Consider the following 14,131-nt stretch of genomic DNA (forward strand, 5'->3'; position numbering starts at 1 on the left):
CCACATCGTTATATCCGGCACTCTTGATGTGGACTGAACGGGTGTTTAGCCTATTAAACATGCGTTCAGGCGCAGACGATTTAACCACTCGGGCCCGCATCCGCGACGCCGCCATCGGACTTTTCGGCCGCGATGGCTTCTCCCGCGCCACAGTCCGCGCCGTCGCTTCCGCTGCCGGAGTCAGTCCCGGATTGGTCATCCACCATTTCGGCAGCAAGGCGGCGCTACGCGAAGCCTGCGATGAGCACGTCCTGTCCCAGACAGCCACCCAGGGCCGTGAGAAAACCGATCCCGGCTCCACACGGGAGTTGATCCAGGACTATCTGAACCATCCCGACCAATACTCCGACGAGATCGCCTACATTCGCCGGTCCTTGGGTGATGAGTCCCAAGCCGGCGACGCCTTCTTCGACGCCGTGGTCAGGCAGACCCAGGACATCATCCGGGCGGGAATCGAGGCCGGCGCAATCCGCGAGGTCCAGGACCTCCGCGCCACGGCCGTGGTCATCGCGTCCAACAGCCTGTCCATGCTCATGCTGGGCAGACACCTCTCCCGGGCCCTGGGCACCGAATCGCCGGAGCCCCATGGCATCGGGCCGGACCTGTTGCGGCAGCTGACGCTGCCGGCCCTCGACATCTATACCAACGGCTTTTACACAGACTCGCGGTTCCTTGATGCGGCCCGCGACGTCCTCCTTGAGACCACTACCAACGCAGGAAGGGAGCATGCCCCGTGACCCAGGCAATCGTCGTCGAGGGTTTGCGCAAGAAGTTCGGAACCCGGGAAGTCCTTCACGGAGTCGACTTCGCGGTTGAACGCGGAACGGTGTTCGGAGTCATCGGGCCGAACGGCGCGGGCAAGACCACCACCATGCGCTGCCTCCTGGACATCATCCGGCCCAGTGCAGGAACAATCTCAGTCCTTGGCCAGAACCCGCAGCGGGCAGGAACCGCACTGCGCCGCAGGATCGGCTACCTTCCCGGCGAGGTCCAACTGGAGAACAGGACCACCGGCCGTCGCATGCTGGAACACTTCGCCGCCATCAGCGGCCCCGTTGAGCCGCGCCACGTCAATGAGCTGGCCGAGCGGCTCAACCTGGACCTGGACCGGCAAACCCGCAAGCTCTCCAAGGGCAACAAACAAAAGCTGGGACTCCTGCAGGCGTTCATGCACCGCCCCGAACTCCTGGTGCTGGACGAGCCCACCAGCGGACTGGATCCCTTGGTGCAGCAGGTGTTCCATTCCATGGTCCGCGAGGCGGTGGACCATGGCGCTACGGTGTTCCTCAGCTCGCATGTACTCAGCGAAGTCCAGCAGGCCGCCGACGCCGTCGCGATTCTCCGCGACGGCGAGATCATCACCGTTTCCACCGTGGAGAAGCTCAGGACGGCGGCCGTCCGGCAGCTTCGCTTCAACAGCACCGGAACAGCAGCGAACGACGTCGGCGCACTGCTGGCCAGGGTGCCGGGAGTCGCCAACGTGGCGGTACGGGAACTGCCGGCTGACGGTCACGCTACGGGCACCGTGGAAGCCACGGCAACTCTTTCGGGCAAGGTGCAACCGCTGGTCCAGGCACTGGCGCGACTGGACCTCACGGACCTGGTCCTCGAGGAACCGGACCTGGAGGAGGCTGTGCTGACGCTCTACACAGGCAGCACCCCAGACCAACCGGCCAATGGCAGCCAGCGACGGGCCGCCCACTCGGAAGGAGCCCACCGTGCCTAGGATCCTGCCACTTTTCATCAAGGCCCTGACGGATTCGTGGCGTTCCACGCTTGCGTGGGCCTTGGGACTGACAGCAGCCATCATGCTCTATTTGCCGTTGTATCCGTCCATCGGCGGAAACTCGCAAATGCAGGACCTGATCAACGCTTTGCCCCCGGAAATGACCAAGGCCCTGAACTACGACCAGATCGCCACAGGGCCCGGCTACACGCAGGCCACGCTGTTCGGTTTGGTCGGCTTCCTCCTGATGTCCATGGCCTCAGTGGGATGGGGTGCCGCTGCCGTGGGCGGAGACGAGGAATCAGGGCTGCTGGAACTAACGCTCGCCCACAGCGTGACGCGGGTGCAAGTGGTGGTGGAGCGTGCCTTGGCGATCATTGTCCGGGTCGCTTTTCTCTCAGTGCTCGTCTTCGTCTTGGTGCTCCTGCTGAACGGTCCAGCGGAACTGGGCATCGACGTCGGGCATCTTGTCGGAGCGGTCCTGCTGTTCGCTGCCTTGGCCCTGCTGAGCGGCACTGCTGCCCTGTGCGCCGGCGCGCTGACCGGACGAAAGGTCTACGCGGTCGCGGCCGGTGCCGCCGTCGCTGTCCTGGGCTACGTGTTCAATGCTGTGGGGCGGCAGAGTCCCGACGTCGAGTGGCTGCTGAACCTTTCGCCTTACCACTGGGCTTATGGCAACTCACCGGTGGCCAACGGCGCCGACTGGGGTGCTGCTGCCGGACTCTACGGAATTTCGGCAGCACTCATCGCCCTGGGTGCGGTGGCACTGCAACGACGCGACGTGGGGGTCTAGCTCCAGACGTGCGGGGCGGGGCGACGCGCTCCGGGAAGGGCATTGTTTTCGCGCCACTCGTGGATCCACTCCGGCAGTACAAGGTCTGCTGGGGGTGCCCCGAATTCTGCGATGATTTCTTCCTGCGTCACGGGTTTGCCCTTGCTGACCAGTCGCGTGGCGATGTGGGCGCGGGCGTAGATCTCGCCGTCCACCACCATGCGCTGTTCAAAGTAGATGGCCTTGGTGTCCAGCCCAATGATCCGCGTCTCGATGGTGTAGCGCTGCCACAACTGCAGGGACTTGCGGAAAGCTATGGTCTCCCCTGCCGCTACCGGGCTCCAACCCCGTTTGCGCATTCTGGCCCAGATCCCGCTGCGGACCATGAGGTCGAAACGTCCCAGGTCCATCAGGGAGAAGTACATGCCGTTGTTCACGTGCATGGCAATGTCGATATCGGTGGGCAGTACGCGCAGGGGCAGGGACGACTCTTCCCAAACGCCCAGCGGCGAACGCTTGGAGGAGGTGAACAGCAGCATGAGGGTGCGAAGAAGCAGATGCATGCCAGCAATGTTACCCGCCGGTAACTTTGCTGGGAATATGCGGACCGGATGGTGGACCAAGTCCTAGACCATGGCCCGCTGTATGTCCAACGATTGCACTAACGTTTACCGCCGGTTCATGAAAGACGTGCACAATATCTGGAACTCGTCATGATCTAAGAACACAAGGGGGACCCCTTTGAGCACGCTGCAAACCACCAGGCCGCACGGCGAAGTCTGGCCTGAACTCTCCCGTCACCAGGACGTCGTCCTCCAGGATGCCCGCGGCAACCGCATTGAGGGAACCATCGACGGCATGACCGATGATCGCAGCACCTTATGGATCCAGCTCAAGGGCGGGCTGGGGCGACAGCTGATTCACCACTTGGATGGTTACTGGCTGGAGACCCCCGCAGCCTGATGGGGTTGATCCCGGGAGCAACTGCCCACGGTGGCTAGTATTCCCGTATGACACAAGCGCGATACCGGGACCTGGTCGAGTGGCCCCTCATGGCCACGGCACTGATTTTCCTCACCGCCTACGCCTGGCAGGTTATCGGTCGCGTCGATGGGGCCGCGGCCATCCCCTTCGAGGTAATCCTGTGGATCACCTGGGGCATCTTCGCGCTTGACTACTTCGTGAACCTCTGGCTGGCCGAAGACCGGATGCGATGGTTCCTGTGGAACCTCCACGAACTCCTGATCGTGGTGCTCCCCTTTTTCAGGCCACTCCGGCTGCTGCGGCTGGTGACCCTCCTGTCCGTCCTGCAGCGCACCGTTGGTGAAACCCTCCGCGGACGGGTGGCCACCTACGTTGCTGGCGCGGCGGCCATGCTCATCCTCATCGGCGCGCTCGCCGTGCTGGACGTAGAGCAGAACGCACCTGACGCCAAGATCCTGACCTTCGGTGACGCTGCCTGGTGGGCTGTCACCACCATCACTACCGTTGGCTACGGAGACCTCTACCCAGTGACTCCCATCGGCAGGATCGTCGCCGCAGCCCTCATGATGAGTGGCATCGCCGTCCTCGGTATCGTGACGGCGTCCATCGCTTCGTGGCTCGTTCAGCGAATCGAGGAGAACGCCGAAGGCGTCGCAGCGGCCGCCGGAGAGAAAGCAGCCGCCGCCGAGGAACCTGTGCGTGCGGAGGTGGCTGACCTGGTGACGGAAATCGCTGCCCTGCGGCTCGAAATCGCGGAACTCCGGAAAATCTCGGAGAGCCGCTGAGCGGGGTGGCCCGGGCCGTGGTTTGCGGCGCGACTCCCGGATTGCGGAATCACAGTGGGTGGTAGCCGCACACCCCTCGGCCCCAGCGGAACCCTTTGGGCACAAAAAATCCCCGGAACCAGTGGTTCCGGGGATTTTCCTTGGGTGGCAGATGAGGGATTCGAACCCCCGTAGGCGTTGCCAGCTGATTTACAGTCAGCCCCCTTTGGCCGCTCGGGTAATCTGCCGAACTTCAAAAGAAGATCACTTCCGGAGACCGTTTCTTTTCGATCCGGTAACCGAAGGCAGAGACAACCTTACAGAAGTTTCAGCGAAGAATCTAATCGGGAGCAGACACCCCGGATTTCCGCGTGTTTCAGGCTTCCCCGAGGATCCGGCCGGCCAGTTTCGCTTCAAACTTCTCTGCCTGCTCGGCGGTGATCTGGTTGAGTTGCACGGCGCGAAGAAGGTCAGCATGCACGCCGTCCATTCGGGACGTGGCATCGGGAACCGGGCTCAGTACGATCGACGCAGCCACGGCCGCCGCAGCGACGGCGCTTGCAGCTGCCACGGCTGCCGTGCCAATCGAACCGGCTGCTGCCGAGGCGGACTTGCTGATGGACTGGACGGCCTTGCTGCTCATGCTGATCCTCCGACGATACGTTCTTCCAACTGGTACAACTCTCAACCGGTAGCCTCAGTTCCAACCCTGCGTGTGCTGTGAGCGAACTGTGAAAGCCCTCCACCGTCCCAAGCAGCGGCTTCCGTACTAGGCTGGATGCCAGACCAACCCGCCCTCACAGGGCCCCCAACCTAAGGAGAGTCATGGCAGGCGAATCCACATTCGACGTCGTCAGCAAGGTAGACAAGCAAGAGGTCGCCAACGCGCTCAACCAGTCCCAGAAGGAAATCGCACAGCGATACGACTTCAAGGGCGTCGGCGCGGAGATCGACTTCAGCGGAGAAAAGATCCTCATGAAGGCCAACTCCGAGGACCGCGTCCTCGCTGTCCTGGATGTCTTCCAGTCCAAGCTCATCAAGCGCGGCATCTCGCTGAAGTCCCTGGACCAGGGCGAGCCCTTCCCCTCGGGCAAGGAATTCCGCCTGGAGTGCACCATCAAGGAGGGCATTGCCCAGGACATCGCCAAGAAGATCAACAAGATCATCCGCGACGAGGCTCCCAAGTCCGTCAAGTCCCAGATCCAGGGCGACGAACTCCGCGTGACCTCCAAGTCCCGCGACGACCTCCAGGAAACCATGAACATCCTCAAGAAGTTCGAAGAGGCCGACCTGCAGTTCGTGAACTTCCGCAGCTAGGTAGCCCGGCACCATTCGGAAAGCCGGGGTGTGCGCCCGTGACAGGGCGCGCATCCCGGCTTTCTTGCTGCCCGGAGCCGTCGCCGGGCTGGCCGCCGGATTCCTGGGCCGTGATGCCCTGACGGCTGCGACTGCTTCTGCTGCGGACACCACCGCGGCGGATGCAGCAGTCCCCTTCTTTGGCAATCACCAGGCAGGTATCACCACTCCAGCCCAGGACCGTCTGCACATGGCTGCGTTCGACGTGACCACCGAGGACCGCAAGGAGCTCATCAAGCTCCTCAAGGACTGGACTGCCGCGGCCGAGGCCATGACAACCGGCATCCCCATGGGAAAGACCGGCGCCGTCGATGGTCCCTACGATGCACCGCCGGAAGATACTGGCGAGGCCTTGGATCTTCCCGCTGCCAAACTGACCCTGACGTTCGGTTTCGGTCCAGGGCTGTTCGAGAAGGACGGCACGGCCCGCTTTGGGCTGGACGGCCGCAGGCCCGAGGCTTTGATCGACCTCCCGCATTTCCCTGGCGACGATCTTCAACCGGGTCGGACAGGCGGGGACCTGGTGATCCAGGCATGCGCGGACGATCCCCAAGTGGCCGTCCATGCCATCCGCAACCTCGCCAGGATCGGGTTCGGAAAGGTCCGGGTCCGCTGGTCGCAGCTGGGCTTTGGCCGAACGTCATCCACGTCCCGGGCGCAGGTGACGCCCAGGAACCTCTTCGGTTTCAAGGACGGCACCAACAACCTCAAGGTCGAGGACAACACGCTGCTGGACGAACACGTGTGGGTGGGCTCGGGCGCCCCCGCCGTTGTGAACCCGCTGTTCCGTTGTCGGCCAACAACGGAACAGCGGGTTCACGACGTGTTGAGCCGCTACGACAGTGGGCGCCCGGCCATTCGCTCCAGTCGGCTGATCCGCTCCTTCATGGGCGGGTGCGTGGAGAACATGCGCCGCATGCCTCCGCCGCGGAAGGGGTTGGCGATCATCAGGTGTGAGGCGTTGACCAGCTTTTGATCCTGCGGGAGCGGCAGCTGGCTGACGCCCGACTCGATCTTGCGCAGGGCAGAGGCGAGCGCCAAGGGGTCACCGGTCAGCTCGGCGCCGTCCTCGTCGGCGTCGTATTCACGGGTTCGCGAGATGGCCATCTGAATCAGAGAGGCCGCAAACGGAGCCAACAGGGCCATGGCAATGGTGGCCAGGGGGTTGGCATTTCGCCTGTCCCCGCTGCCGAAAATGAGCAACATCTGCCCCACGGAGGTAATGACACCGGCCACGGCAGCAGCCACGGAGGAGGTGAGGATGTCGCGGTTGTACACGTGCATCAGTTCATGCCCCAGGACACCCCGGAGTTCGCGTGCGTCGAGTAGGTGCAGAATTCCTTCCGTGCAGCAGACGGCAGCGTTCTTGGGGTTGCGGCCGGTGGCAAAGGCGTTGGGCGTCATAGTGGGCGAGAGGTAGATGCGAGGCATGGGCTTGTTGGCGCGGACGGACAGCTCCCGGACGATCTGGTAGAGCTGCGGTGCCTGCGCCTCGGTCACCGGATAGGCAGCCATGGACCTGATGGCGATCTTGTCGCTGTTCCAGTAGCCGTAGGCAGTGGTTCCGACGCCGATCAACGCCATGATCCAGATGGGCGTGGTGCTGCGGGTCCCAGCGGCGATGATGGCGCCCAAACCCAACAACACCGCCCACAGCACACCGAAAAGTGCCGCGGTCTTGAGTCCATTGTTGTGTTTATGCACGGTTGTTCTTGTCGCTTTCGTCGGCTCTTGCGGGGCTTCTGTTCGGATTAACGCCGACGCCGGCCGCCATGTTCCGTCGTTGGCGGACGGTGGCGGCGTGGCCGGCAAAGCTAGGGCACCGGATGCTTCGCATCGTACGCGATGAAGCCCGGTTGGAGGCGGGAGGCGAGCCCTGCCAGGACGATGCACAGGAGCCCGCCGAGGAGCAGCACGCCGCCTTCGCTGAGGAACTGTGTGACACCGCCGGCCAGCATGTCCCCCACGCGCGGACCTCCCGCGACCACCACGATGAAGACGCCTTGGAGCCGCCCACGCAGGTGGTCCGGTGTGGCCGCTTGGAGGATGGTGGTGCGGAAGACGGCGCTGATGGAGTCGGAAATCCCAGCCAGGGCGCAGCATAGGGCGGCAGGGACCAACCAGAGCGTGACTCCGTCCCGGCCGGTATCCCCGGCAAGCAGCACCACCAGTCCGAAACCGGCGATCGAGGCGCCCCACCCGACAACGGACCAGACCACGGCGCTGCCTTGCTTGCGCACGCGTCCCAGGGGTCCGGAGAAGAGGCCGGCCAGGAAGGCGCCAACTGCCGTGGATGCGAGCAGCACACCCACTGTCGTTTCACCTCCGCCGATCATGACCGCACCGATAGCCGGCATCAGGGCGCGGGGTTGGGCGCAGATCATGGCGATGAGGTCAATGATGAAGGTCATGCGCACGTTGGGACGGGTGCCAAGGAACCGGAACCCTTCCACCACGGAGCGGAGTCCCGGCCTCACGGCGTCCTTGGACGGTGGCAGCGGCGGAAGCCTGAAGAGGCCCCATAGCGCGAACGTGAAACTGATGACGTCGATGGTGTAGGTCCAGCCGAAGCCAATGGTGGCCACGAGCACGCCCGCCAACAGGGGACCCACGGTCATCGACAGGCCGAACGTCAGCATGCTCAGGGCATTGGCGGCCGGCAGCAGGTCCTTGCGGACCAGCAGCGGAATGATGGCACTGCGGGCGGGTCCATTAATGCCCTGCGCGCCGCTTTGAATCGCTACCAACGCGTACAGGACCCAGATGTTCCCGATCTCCAGCCATGCCTGCAACGCCAAGGCCGCCGTGGTGGCCCAGAGGACCAGCGAGGCGATGATGGCCACTTTCCGGCGATCGTAGGCATCGGAAATCGATCCGCCGTAGAGTCCCGCCACTACCAACGGAACAAGTGCGAAGATCCCCAGCAACCCCACGTAGAAACTCTCCTGCGTGAGCCGGTAGACCTCCAGGCTGACAGCCACCAGTGTCAGTTGGGTTCCGATGGCAGCTACTGATGCCCCCAACCAGAGCCGACGGAATGCGGGACTCTCCCTCAGTGGAGTGATGTCTGCCAGTAGTTTCGCCACCGTCCAACCCTATTGGCATCACCGCAGCCTCCCGTCACACCACCCTGCTTGGTAGGCTCACCCGGGGGAAGGAGTTGACATGGTGATGTCTCGACGATTGCTGTACCGTTCGGCCTTTTGGGAGATCGCCAGGCCACGCACTCCCCTGACCGCGGGGCATGTCCTCATCAGGCTGTCGGACCCCTCCACGGAATTCGCCCACCCTTCGGCGGCCGACTGGCTCTTCTGTCACAACCTGGTGCGCGGCGCACTCCACGACGTTTTAGGGTCAACCCGCTCTGCCGTGCTGTTCGCCCACCGCTGGCACCCGTTGGGCGGGGCTATCGGCGAGCCCGTCGCCGAATCGTCGACGCCCACGTTCCACCTCTTCGCTCGTTGGGACGGTGAAGCCACGACGCCGGGACTCCAGTTGTCGCTGCCGGCCCACCGCCGCGTTGGGGAGCCTGCGCGCGACCTTGCGGCTGATGATGATGCGATCCGTCAATCGCTTCGGCGTGGCGTGCCGGACGCGATGGTGACGTCCGATGACCAGGCCGGTGCCGCCGTCGAGCCTGCGCCGCTGGTCCGGACCCTGGCCGTGGGAAAGCACCATAGCGTGATCCAGCCCGCCAGCGGTGCCGCATCAATCCGGGACGTTCGGCCCTCCGAACTCCTGGCGATGGGAACGGCTTTGAGTGGTCTTCCGTTGGCTCCGGGGCACAGTGGCTTCAGTTGCGTTGCCGTCGAATCCGAGGCGCCGGGCACCCCGCTTAGGGTGCACGCGCTGGGGCGATCGGCCGCTGAGACGGTGAATCCGATGGAGGGCTTGCTCCGTTCACCCGAAGTTAGCCTTGCCTTATTGTGAACTCCTCAAAATAAGTGTTTCAATGAATGCATGACCGATCACACAGCCGAGCAGGAAGCATGGGCCGCCGCCCTGCATGCCCATGGCCGGCGTGTGACCAAGCAGCGGCTGGCAGTACTCGCCGCGGTCCAGCACCATCCGCATTCCCCCGCAGAAGGCATCCTTGCCGCTGCCCGCGAGGAACTTCCTGAACTGACGGCGCAGTCCGTCTATGTGGTTCTGAGTGATCTCACGGACCTTCAGATGCTGCGACGGTTCGAACCGCCGCACTCCCCCGCGCTCTACGAAACACGGGTGGGCGACAACCACCACCACGCCGTCTGCATCAGCTGCGGGCGCGTGGAAGATGTGGACTGCGCCGTAGGGCACGCACCGTGCCTAACGCCGCATTGGAACGATGATTCCAAGCCCATGACCATCCAGATCGCAGACGTCCTGTACCAAGGCATCTGCCAGGACTGCCAGTCCAAACAACAGCTTCCCGTCCAACCTTCCGTAACCAAGAAATAGGAGAATGATGACCGCGAACATCTCGACCACACAGTCGGGCGCCCCTGTCACTTCCGACGCACACTCGAAGTCCGTCGGCGCTGACGGTGCCATCATCCTGACCGACCACTACCTGGTGGAAAAGCTCGCACAGTTCAACCGTGAGCGTGTCCCGGAGCGTGTAGTACACGCCAAGGGTGGCGGCGCATTCGGTACCTTCAAGACCACGTCGGACGTCTCCGCGTACACCAAGGCAGCTTTCCTGCAGCCGGGTACCGAGACCGACATGCTGATCCGTTTCTCCTCCGTCGCCGGCGAGAACGGCTCCCCCGACACCTGGCGCGACCCCCGTGGTTTCGCTGTGAAGTTCTACACTTCCGAGGGCAACTACGACCTCGTGGGCAACAACACCCCCGTCTTCTTCATCCGCGACGGCATCAAGTTCCCGGACTTCATCCACTCCCAGAAGCGCCTCCCGGGCACCCACCTGCGTGACGCTGACATGCAGTGGGACTTCTGGACCCTCTCCCCCGAGTCCGCCCACCAGGTCACCTGGCTCATGGGTGACCGCGGCCTCCCGGCTTCCTGGCGTGAAATGCAGGGCTACGGCTCGCACACCTACCAGTGGATCAACGCCGCCGGCGAGCGTTTCTGGGTCAAGTACCACTTCAAGTCCAACCAGGGCGTGAACTCCATGACCTCCGACCAGGCAGAACAGCTGGCCGGTTCGGATGCAGACTTCTACATCCGCGACCTCTCCGAGAACATCGAAGCCGGTAACTTCCCCTCCTGGGAACTGCACGTCCAGGTCATGCCTTACGAGGACGCCAAGACGTACCGCTTCAACCCGTTCGACCTCACCAAGGTGTGGCCGCACGCTGACTACCCGCTGATCCACGTGGGCACCATGGAGCTGAACAAGAACCCGGAGAACTACTTCGCGCAGATCGAGCAGGCCACCTTCGCGCCGTCGAACTTCGTACCGGGCATCGCCGCTTCCCCGGACAAGATGCTGCAGGCCCGCATCTTCTCCTACGCCGACGCACACCGTTACCGCGTGGGCACAAACCACGCCCAGATCCCGGTGAACCAGCCGAAGAACCAGGTGAACAACTACAGCCAGGATGGCCAGGGACGTTACCTGTTCAACGCCCCCAGCACCCCGGTGTACGCACCGAACTCCGTTGGTGGCCCGGCTGCTGTTGAGCCCACTTCCCCTGCCGGTGGCTGGGAGAACGACGGTGAGCTCACCCTCGCTGCCCACACCCTGCACTCCGAGGACAGCGACTTCGTCCAGGCCGGTGCCCTGTACCGCGAGGTTTACGACGACGGCGCCAAGGCCCGCCTGCTCGAAACCATCACCGGTGCTGTTGGCGGCGTGAAGAACGCCGACATCAAGGAACGCGCCATCCAGTACTGGACCAACGTTGACGCCGAACTCGGTGCCAAGCTGCGCGCCAACCTCGGCGCCGGCCAGACCACCTCCGACGCCGAAGCAGCCAACAAGCTCTAAGCGTCGTCGCGTTACTGCACTAGCAGAACACCCCGCTGCGGATTCTCCGCGGCGGGGTGTTCTTTTTGTTTTCCACATAGGGTCGTACACCTATGGCTGGGCAGATATTCAGGTCCATAGGATCCTTCCATGGACACATTCAAAGGCATTCAGGCAGCCGCGTTCCGCTTTTACGAAGATCTTGAGGAGAACAACAACCGCGAGTGGTGGCTGGAGCATAAAGCAACATACGACGCCGAAGTCAGGGAGCCGCTCACCGCCCTCCTCTCAGAGCTGGAACCACAATTCGGGCCGGCAAAAATCTTCCGTCCCAACAGGGACATCCGATTCTCCCAGGACAAATCACCGTACAAGACCGCCCAAGGCGCCTTCGCTGCCACGCAGGAGGGCGTGGGCTTCTACATCCAGATCAGCGCAGACACATTGCTGATCGGTGGCGGGTACCATTCCCACACTCCGGCCCAACTGGCACGATTCCGGGCCGCCGTTGATGCCCCCTCGAGTGGTGAGCAACTGCAGAGGATTGTTGATGCCGTGGCTGCAGCGGGCTTCGCCATCGAGGGCGAGAAACTGAAGACGGTCCCCCGGGGGTTCGACAAAGACCATCCCCGGGCTGAGCTCCTCAAGCACAAATCATTGTCAGCGGGCGTTGAGGTGGGCCAGCCGGATTGGCTGTCCAGCGCGGCGGCCAAGGACGAGATCGCTGCCCGCTGGGAGGAACTGAGGCCGCTGGTGGAGTGGGTAAGTGAGCATGCGGCGCCCTGACGGCGTGGGAGGGTGAACGGGGGTGCTGGAGCAGGCGTTGGCCCGATCAGGCAAAAGCGCCCGGAAACCGATGGGTTTCCGGGCGCCTCATGGCTGTTTTGACGCAGCTGTCTGACAAGCAGTTGCTGCAGGCATTAGACCTTCGTGTAGCTGTCTTCGTCCTCGTCGCCCTCGGCTTTACGGCTTTCAGGAGCACCGTTGACCGAGGCCTTGGCTGCGGCGAACTTCTCGTTGAGCCGTGAGTGGCGCTGCCCGTAGGAGAAGTAGATGACCATACCGATGACCAGCCAGATCGCGAAGAAGATCCAGGTTTCCACGGCGAGGTTGGTCATGAGGTAGAAGCACAGGACCGCGGAGATCCAGGGAACCACCTTGCCGAAGGGCACCCGGAAGGCAGGCTTGAGGTCCGGGCGCTTCTTGCGCAGCACCAGGATGCCCAGGCTCACCATTACGAACGCGGACAGCGTTCCGATGTTGATCATTTCCTCGAGCAGATCCACCTTGGTCACCCCGGCAACCACGGCCACTGCGGCACCGCAGATGATTTGCAGTCGGGCCGGGGTGGAGCGCTTCTCGCTGGTCTTGGAGAGTGAACGCGGCAGCAGTCCGTCTCGGCTCATCGCCAGGACCACACGGGACAGCCCCATGAGGAGCACCATGATGACCGTGGTCAGGCCAACCAGGGAGCCGAAGGCAATAACCTTCGCTGCATCCGTATTGCCCACGGCTTCGAAGGCCGTGGTCAGGGTGGGGTTCTTCACCTCGGCCAGTTGCGTGTAAGACACCATTCCGGTCAGTGCCAGGGAGACCAGGATATAGAGCAGGGTAACCAGGGCCAGGCCACCGAAGATGCCGCGCGGAAGGGTCTTCTGCGGGTTCTTGACCTCTTCGGCGGAGGTGGCCACCACGTCGAAGCCGATGAAGGCGAAGAACACCAGTGCAGCACCAGCGAAGACGCCGAGCGTTCCGTACTGCGCCGGGGCAGCACCGGTCAGGAAGCCGAAGAACGACTGCTTCATTACATCAGCAGCACCAGAGTCGGTGGGCTCGGAGGCAGGAATGAAGGGGGTGTAATTGGAGAACTTCACGTAGCTGAAGCCAACAACAATCACGAACAGCACCACGCCGATCTTAATCAGAGTGAAGACATTGCCAACGCGGGCGGACAACTTTGTCCCCAGCACCAGCAGCACGGTGAAGATCGCGACGATCAGGAAGGCGCCCCAGTAGAGGTCGATGCCGAAGACACTGACCGATGGCGGCATCTCCACGCCCATCAAGCCAAAGACCGTGCTGAGGTAGATGCCCCAGTACTTGGCAATCACGGCCGCGGCGGTGAAAAGTTCAAGGATAAGGTTCCAGCCGATGATCCACGCGAGGACCTCGCCCATGGTGGCGTAGGTGAACACGTAGGCTGAGCCAGCCACGGGGATTGCCGTGGCGAATTCTGCGTAGCACATGATGGCCAGCGCACACGTAACAGCGGCGATGGCGAAGGAAATGGTGACGGCGGGGCCGGCAAAGTTTGCGGCAGCCTTGGCGCCTACCGAGAAGATCCCGGCGCCGACGGCAACGGCGACGCCCATGATCATGAGATCCCAGGTGCTCAGGCTGCGCTTGAGCTTGCGACCGGGTTCGTCGGCATCAGCGATCGACTGCTCGATCGACTTGGTCCTGAAAATGTTCATAAAAATGCCACATTCTGGATGGGAGTGGTATAGGACTCATCAAGAATAGTGTCCGGCCAATGGACGGCCATATTTATCCCAGATAGTGAGACGCCTGCCGAATTCGCGTGACAGGTGTGACTGGTGTGATGAAGGCCCGTAACC

The 14,131-nt window shown here is 62.9% G+C and carries 15 protein-coding genes, 1 tRNA gene and 1 pseudogene; 11 read left to right on the plus strand and 6 right to left on the minus strand.

Annotated features, from left to right (window positions below; translation table 11 throughout):
* The first annotated feature begins 59 nt into the window (after nucleotides 1–59).
* From FQP90_RS05460 to FQP90_RS05470, 3 genes are read left to right on the plus strand one after another with little or no spacing between them, the layout of a single operon-like run.
* Nucleotides 60–737, plus strand: a complete 678-nt coding sequence (locus tag FQP90_RS05460) for a TetR/AcrR family transcriptional regulator (RefSeq protein WP_144648673.1) — start codon at nucleotides 60–62, stop codon at nucleotides 735–737.
* The gene (locus tag FQP90_RS05465; protein ID WP_144648674.1) at nucleotides 734–1,726 is read left to right on the plus strand and encodes an ABC transporter ATP-binding protein; all 993 of its coding nucleotides are present in this window, start codon (nucleotides 734–736) and stop codon (nucleotides 1,724–1,726) included. Before FQP90_RS05460 ends, FQP90_RS05465 begins: the two co-directional genes overlap by 4 nt.
* A complete protein-coding gene (locus tag FQP90_RS05470; protein WP_144648675.1) occupies nucleotides 1,719–2,519 on the plus strand; it encodes an ABC transporter permease subunit in 801 nt (266 codons plus the stop codon). The genes FQP90_RS05465 and FQP90_RS05470 overlap by 8 nt, the downstream gene beginning before the upstream one ends.
* Here the strand turns inward: FQP90_RS05470 and FQP90_RS05475 are convergent.
* Complete coding sequence (locus FQP90_RS05475; RefSeq protein ID WP_144648676.1) at nucleotides 2,516–3,061, minus strand: acyl-CoA thioesterase; 546 nt, start codon at nucleotides 3,059–3,061, stop codon at nucleotides 2,516–2,518. The genes FQP90_RS05470 and FQP90_RS05475 overlap by 4 nt on opposite strands.
* A 178-nt stretch (nucleotides 3,062–3,239) precedes the next feature.
* Here FQP90_RS05475 and FQP90_RS05480 point away from each other — a divergent pair, with 178 nt between their 5' ends.
* Nucleotides 3,240–3,461: a hypothetical protein gene (locus FQP90_RS05480; protein WP_144648677.1), complete on the plus strand. Its 222-nt coding sequence runs from the start codon at nucleotides 3,240–3,242 to the stop codon at nucleotides 3,459–3,461.
* Nucleotides 3,462–3,508: 47 nt separating this feature from the next.
* Nucleotides 3,509–4,267 carry a potassium channel family protein gene (locus FQP90_RS05485; RefSeq protein ID WP_144648678.1) on the plus strand — a complete coding sequence of 253 codons (759 nt, stop codon included), beginning with the start codon at nucleotides 3,509–3,511 and terminating at the stop codon, nucleotides 4,265–4,267.
* 145 nt (nucleotides 4,268–4,412) lie between these two features.
* Here the strand turns inward: FQP90_RS05485 and FQP90_RS05490 are convergent.
* Both FQP90_RS05490 and FQP90_RS05495 read right to left on the minus strand, forming a co-directional pair.
* Nucleotides 4,413–4,494 (minus strand) — tRNA-Tyr (locus tag FQP90_RS05490).
* A gap of 128 nt (nucleotides 4,495–4,622) precedes the next feature.
* Entirely contained in the window at nucleotides 4,623–4,889 is a 267-nt protein-coding gene (locus tag FQP90_RS05495) for a hypothetical protein (RefSeq protein WP_144648679.1), read from the minus strand.
* Nucleotides 4,890–5,071: 182 nt separating this feature from the next.
* On the opposite strand from FQP90_RS05495, the gene FQP90_RS05500 reads away from it, so the two are divergent.
* Together FQP90_RS05500 and FQP90_RS05505 are read left to right on the plus strand one after the other, a co-directional pair.
* Nucleotides 5,072–5,563, plus strand: coding sequence for a YajQ family cyclic di-GMP-binding protein (locus FQP90_RS05500; RefSeq protein WP_017200185.1), 492 nt, complete (start codon nucleotides 5,072–5,074; stop codon nucleotides 5,561–5,563).
* Nucleotides 5,564–5,576: 13 nt separating this feature from the next.
* Nucleotides 5,577–6,365: pseudogene (locus FQP90_RS05505) on the plus strand (Dyp-type peroxidase); the annotation flags it as partial.
* 71 nt (nucleotides 6,366–6,436) lie between these two features.
* Here the strand turns inward: FQP90_RS05505 and htpX are convergent.
* Together htpX and FQP90_RS05515 are read right to left on the minus strand one after the other, a co-directional pair.
* Complete coding sequence (htpX, locus tag FQP90_RS05510; RefSeq protein WP_090819055.1) at nucleotides 6,437–7,306, minus strand: zinc metalloprotease HtpX; 870 nt, start codon at nucleotides 7,304–7,306, stop codon at nucleotides 6,437–6,439.
* A 110-nt stretch (nucleotides 7,307–7,416) separates the two neighbouring features.
* Nucleotides 7,417–8,688, minus strand: coding sequence for an MFS transporter (locus FQP90_RS05515; RefSeq protein WP_144648680.1), 1,272 nt, complete (start codon nucleotides 8,686–8,688; stop codon nucleotides 7,417–7,419).
* 79 nt (nucleotides 8,689–8,767) lie between these two features.
* On the opposite strand from FQP90_RS05515, the gene FQP90_RS05520 reads away from it, so the two are divergent.
* From FQP90_RS05520 to FQP90_RS05535, 4 genes are all read left to right on the plus strand, one after another.
* Entirely contained in the window at nucleotides 8,768–9,532 is a 765-nt protein-coding gene (locus FQP90_RS05520; RefSeq protein ID WP_144648681.1) for a hypothetical protein, read from the plus strand.
* A 30-nt stretch (nucleotides 9,533–9,562) separates the two neighbouring features.
* Nucleotides 9,563–10,042 carry a Fur family transcriptional regulator gene (locus tag FQP90_RS05525; RefSeq protein WP_144648682.1) on the plus strand — a complete coding sequence of 160 codons (480 nt, stop codon included), beginning with the start codon at nucleotides 9,563–9,565 and terminating at the stop codon, nucleotides 10,040–10,042.
* Nucleotides 10,043–10,049: 7 nt separating this feature from the next.
* Complete coding sequence (locus FQP90_RS05530; protein WP_144648732.1) at nucleotides 10,050–11,534, plus strand: catalase; 1,485 nt, start codon at nucleotides 10,050–10,052, stop codon at nucleotides 11,532–11,534.
* 129 nt (nucleotides 11,535–11,663) lie between these two features.
* Nucleotides 11,664–12,299, plus strand: coding sequence for a DUF2461 domain-containing protein (locus FQP90_RS05535; protein ID WP_144648683.1), 636 nt, complete (start codon nucleotides 11,664–11,666; stop codon nucleotides 12,297–12,299).
* 134 nt (nucleotides 12,300–12,433) lie between these two features.
* Here the strand turns inward: FQP90_RS05535 and FQP90_RS05540 are convergent, their stop codons facing one another.
* Complete coding sequence (locus FQP90_RS05540; RefSeq protein WP_144648684.1) at nucleotides 12,434–13,987, minus strand: APC family permease; 1,554 nt, start codon at nucleotides 13,985–13,987, stop codon at nucleotides 12,434–12,436.
* Nucleotides 13,988–14,131: the final 144 nt, after the last annotated feature.

The organism is Paenarthrobacter nitroguajacolicus, assembly GCF_007786235.1.
GTDB lineage: Bacteria > Actinomycetota > Actinomycetes > Actinomycetales > Micrococcaceae > Arthrobacter > Arthrobacter nitroguajacolicus_A.

Coding starts and splice junctions, on each gene's coding strand:
- FQP90_RS05460 (WP_144648673.1), top strand. CDS start 60: ATGCGTTCAGGCGCAGACGATTTAACCACTCGGGCCCGCATCCGCGAC.
- FQP90_RS05475 (WP_144648676.1), bottom strand. CDS start 3,061: ATGCATCTGCTTCTTCGCACCCTCATGCTGCTGTTCACCTCCTCCAAG.
- FQP90_RS05485 (WP_144648678.1), top strand. CDS start 3,509: ATGACACAAGCGCGATACCGGGACCTGGTCGAGTGGCCCCTCATGGCC.
- FQP90_RS05495 (WP_144648679.1), bottom strand. CDS start 4,889: ATGAGCAGCAAGGCCGTCCAGTCCATCAGCAAGTCCGCCTCGGCAGCA.
- FQP90_RS05500 (WP_017200185.1), top strand. CDS start 5,072: ATGGCAGGCGAATCCACATTCGACGTCGTCAGCAAGGTAGACAAGCAA.
- FQP90_RS05520 (WP_144648681.1), top strand. CDS start 8,768: ATGGTGATGTCTCGACGATTGCTGTACCGTTCGGCCTTTTGGGAGATC.
- FQP90_RS05525 (WP_144648682.1), top strand. CDS start 9,563: ATGACCGATCACACAGCCGAGCAGGAAGCATGGGCCGCCGCCCTGCAT.
- FQP90_RS05530 (WP_144648732.1), top strand. CDS start 10,050: ATGACCGCGAACATCTCGACCACACAGTCGGGCGCCCCTGTCACTTCC.
- FQP90_RS05535 (WP_144648683.1), top strand. CDS start 11,664: ATGGACACATTCAAAGGCATTCAGGCAGCCGCGTTCCGCTTTTACGAA.
- FQP90_RS05540 (WP_144648684.1), bottom strand. CDS start 13,987: ATGAACATTTTCAGGACCAAGTCGATCGAGCAGTCGATCGCTGATGCC.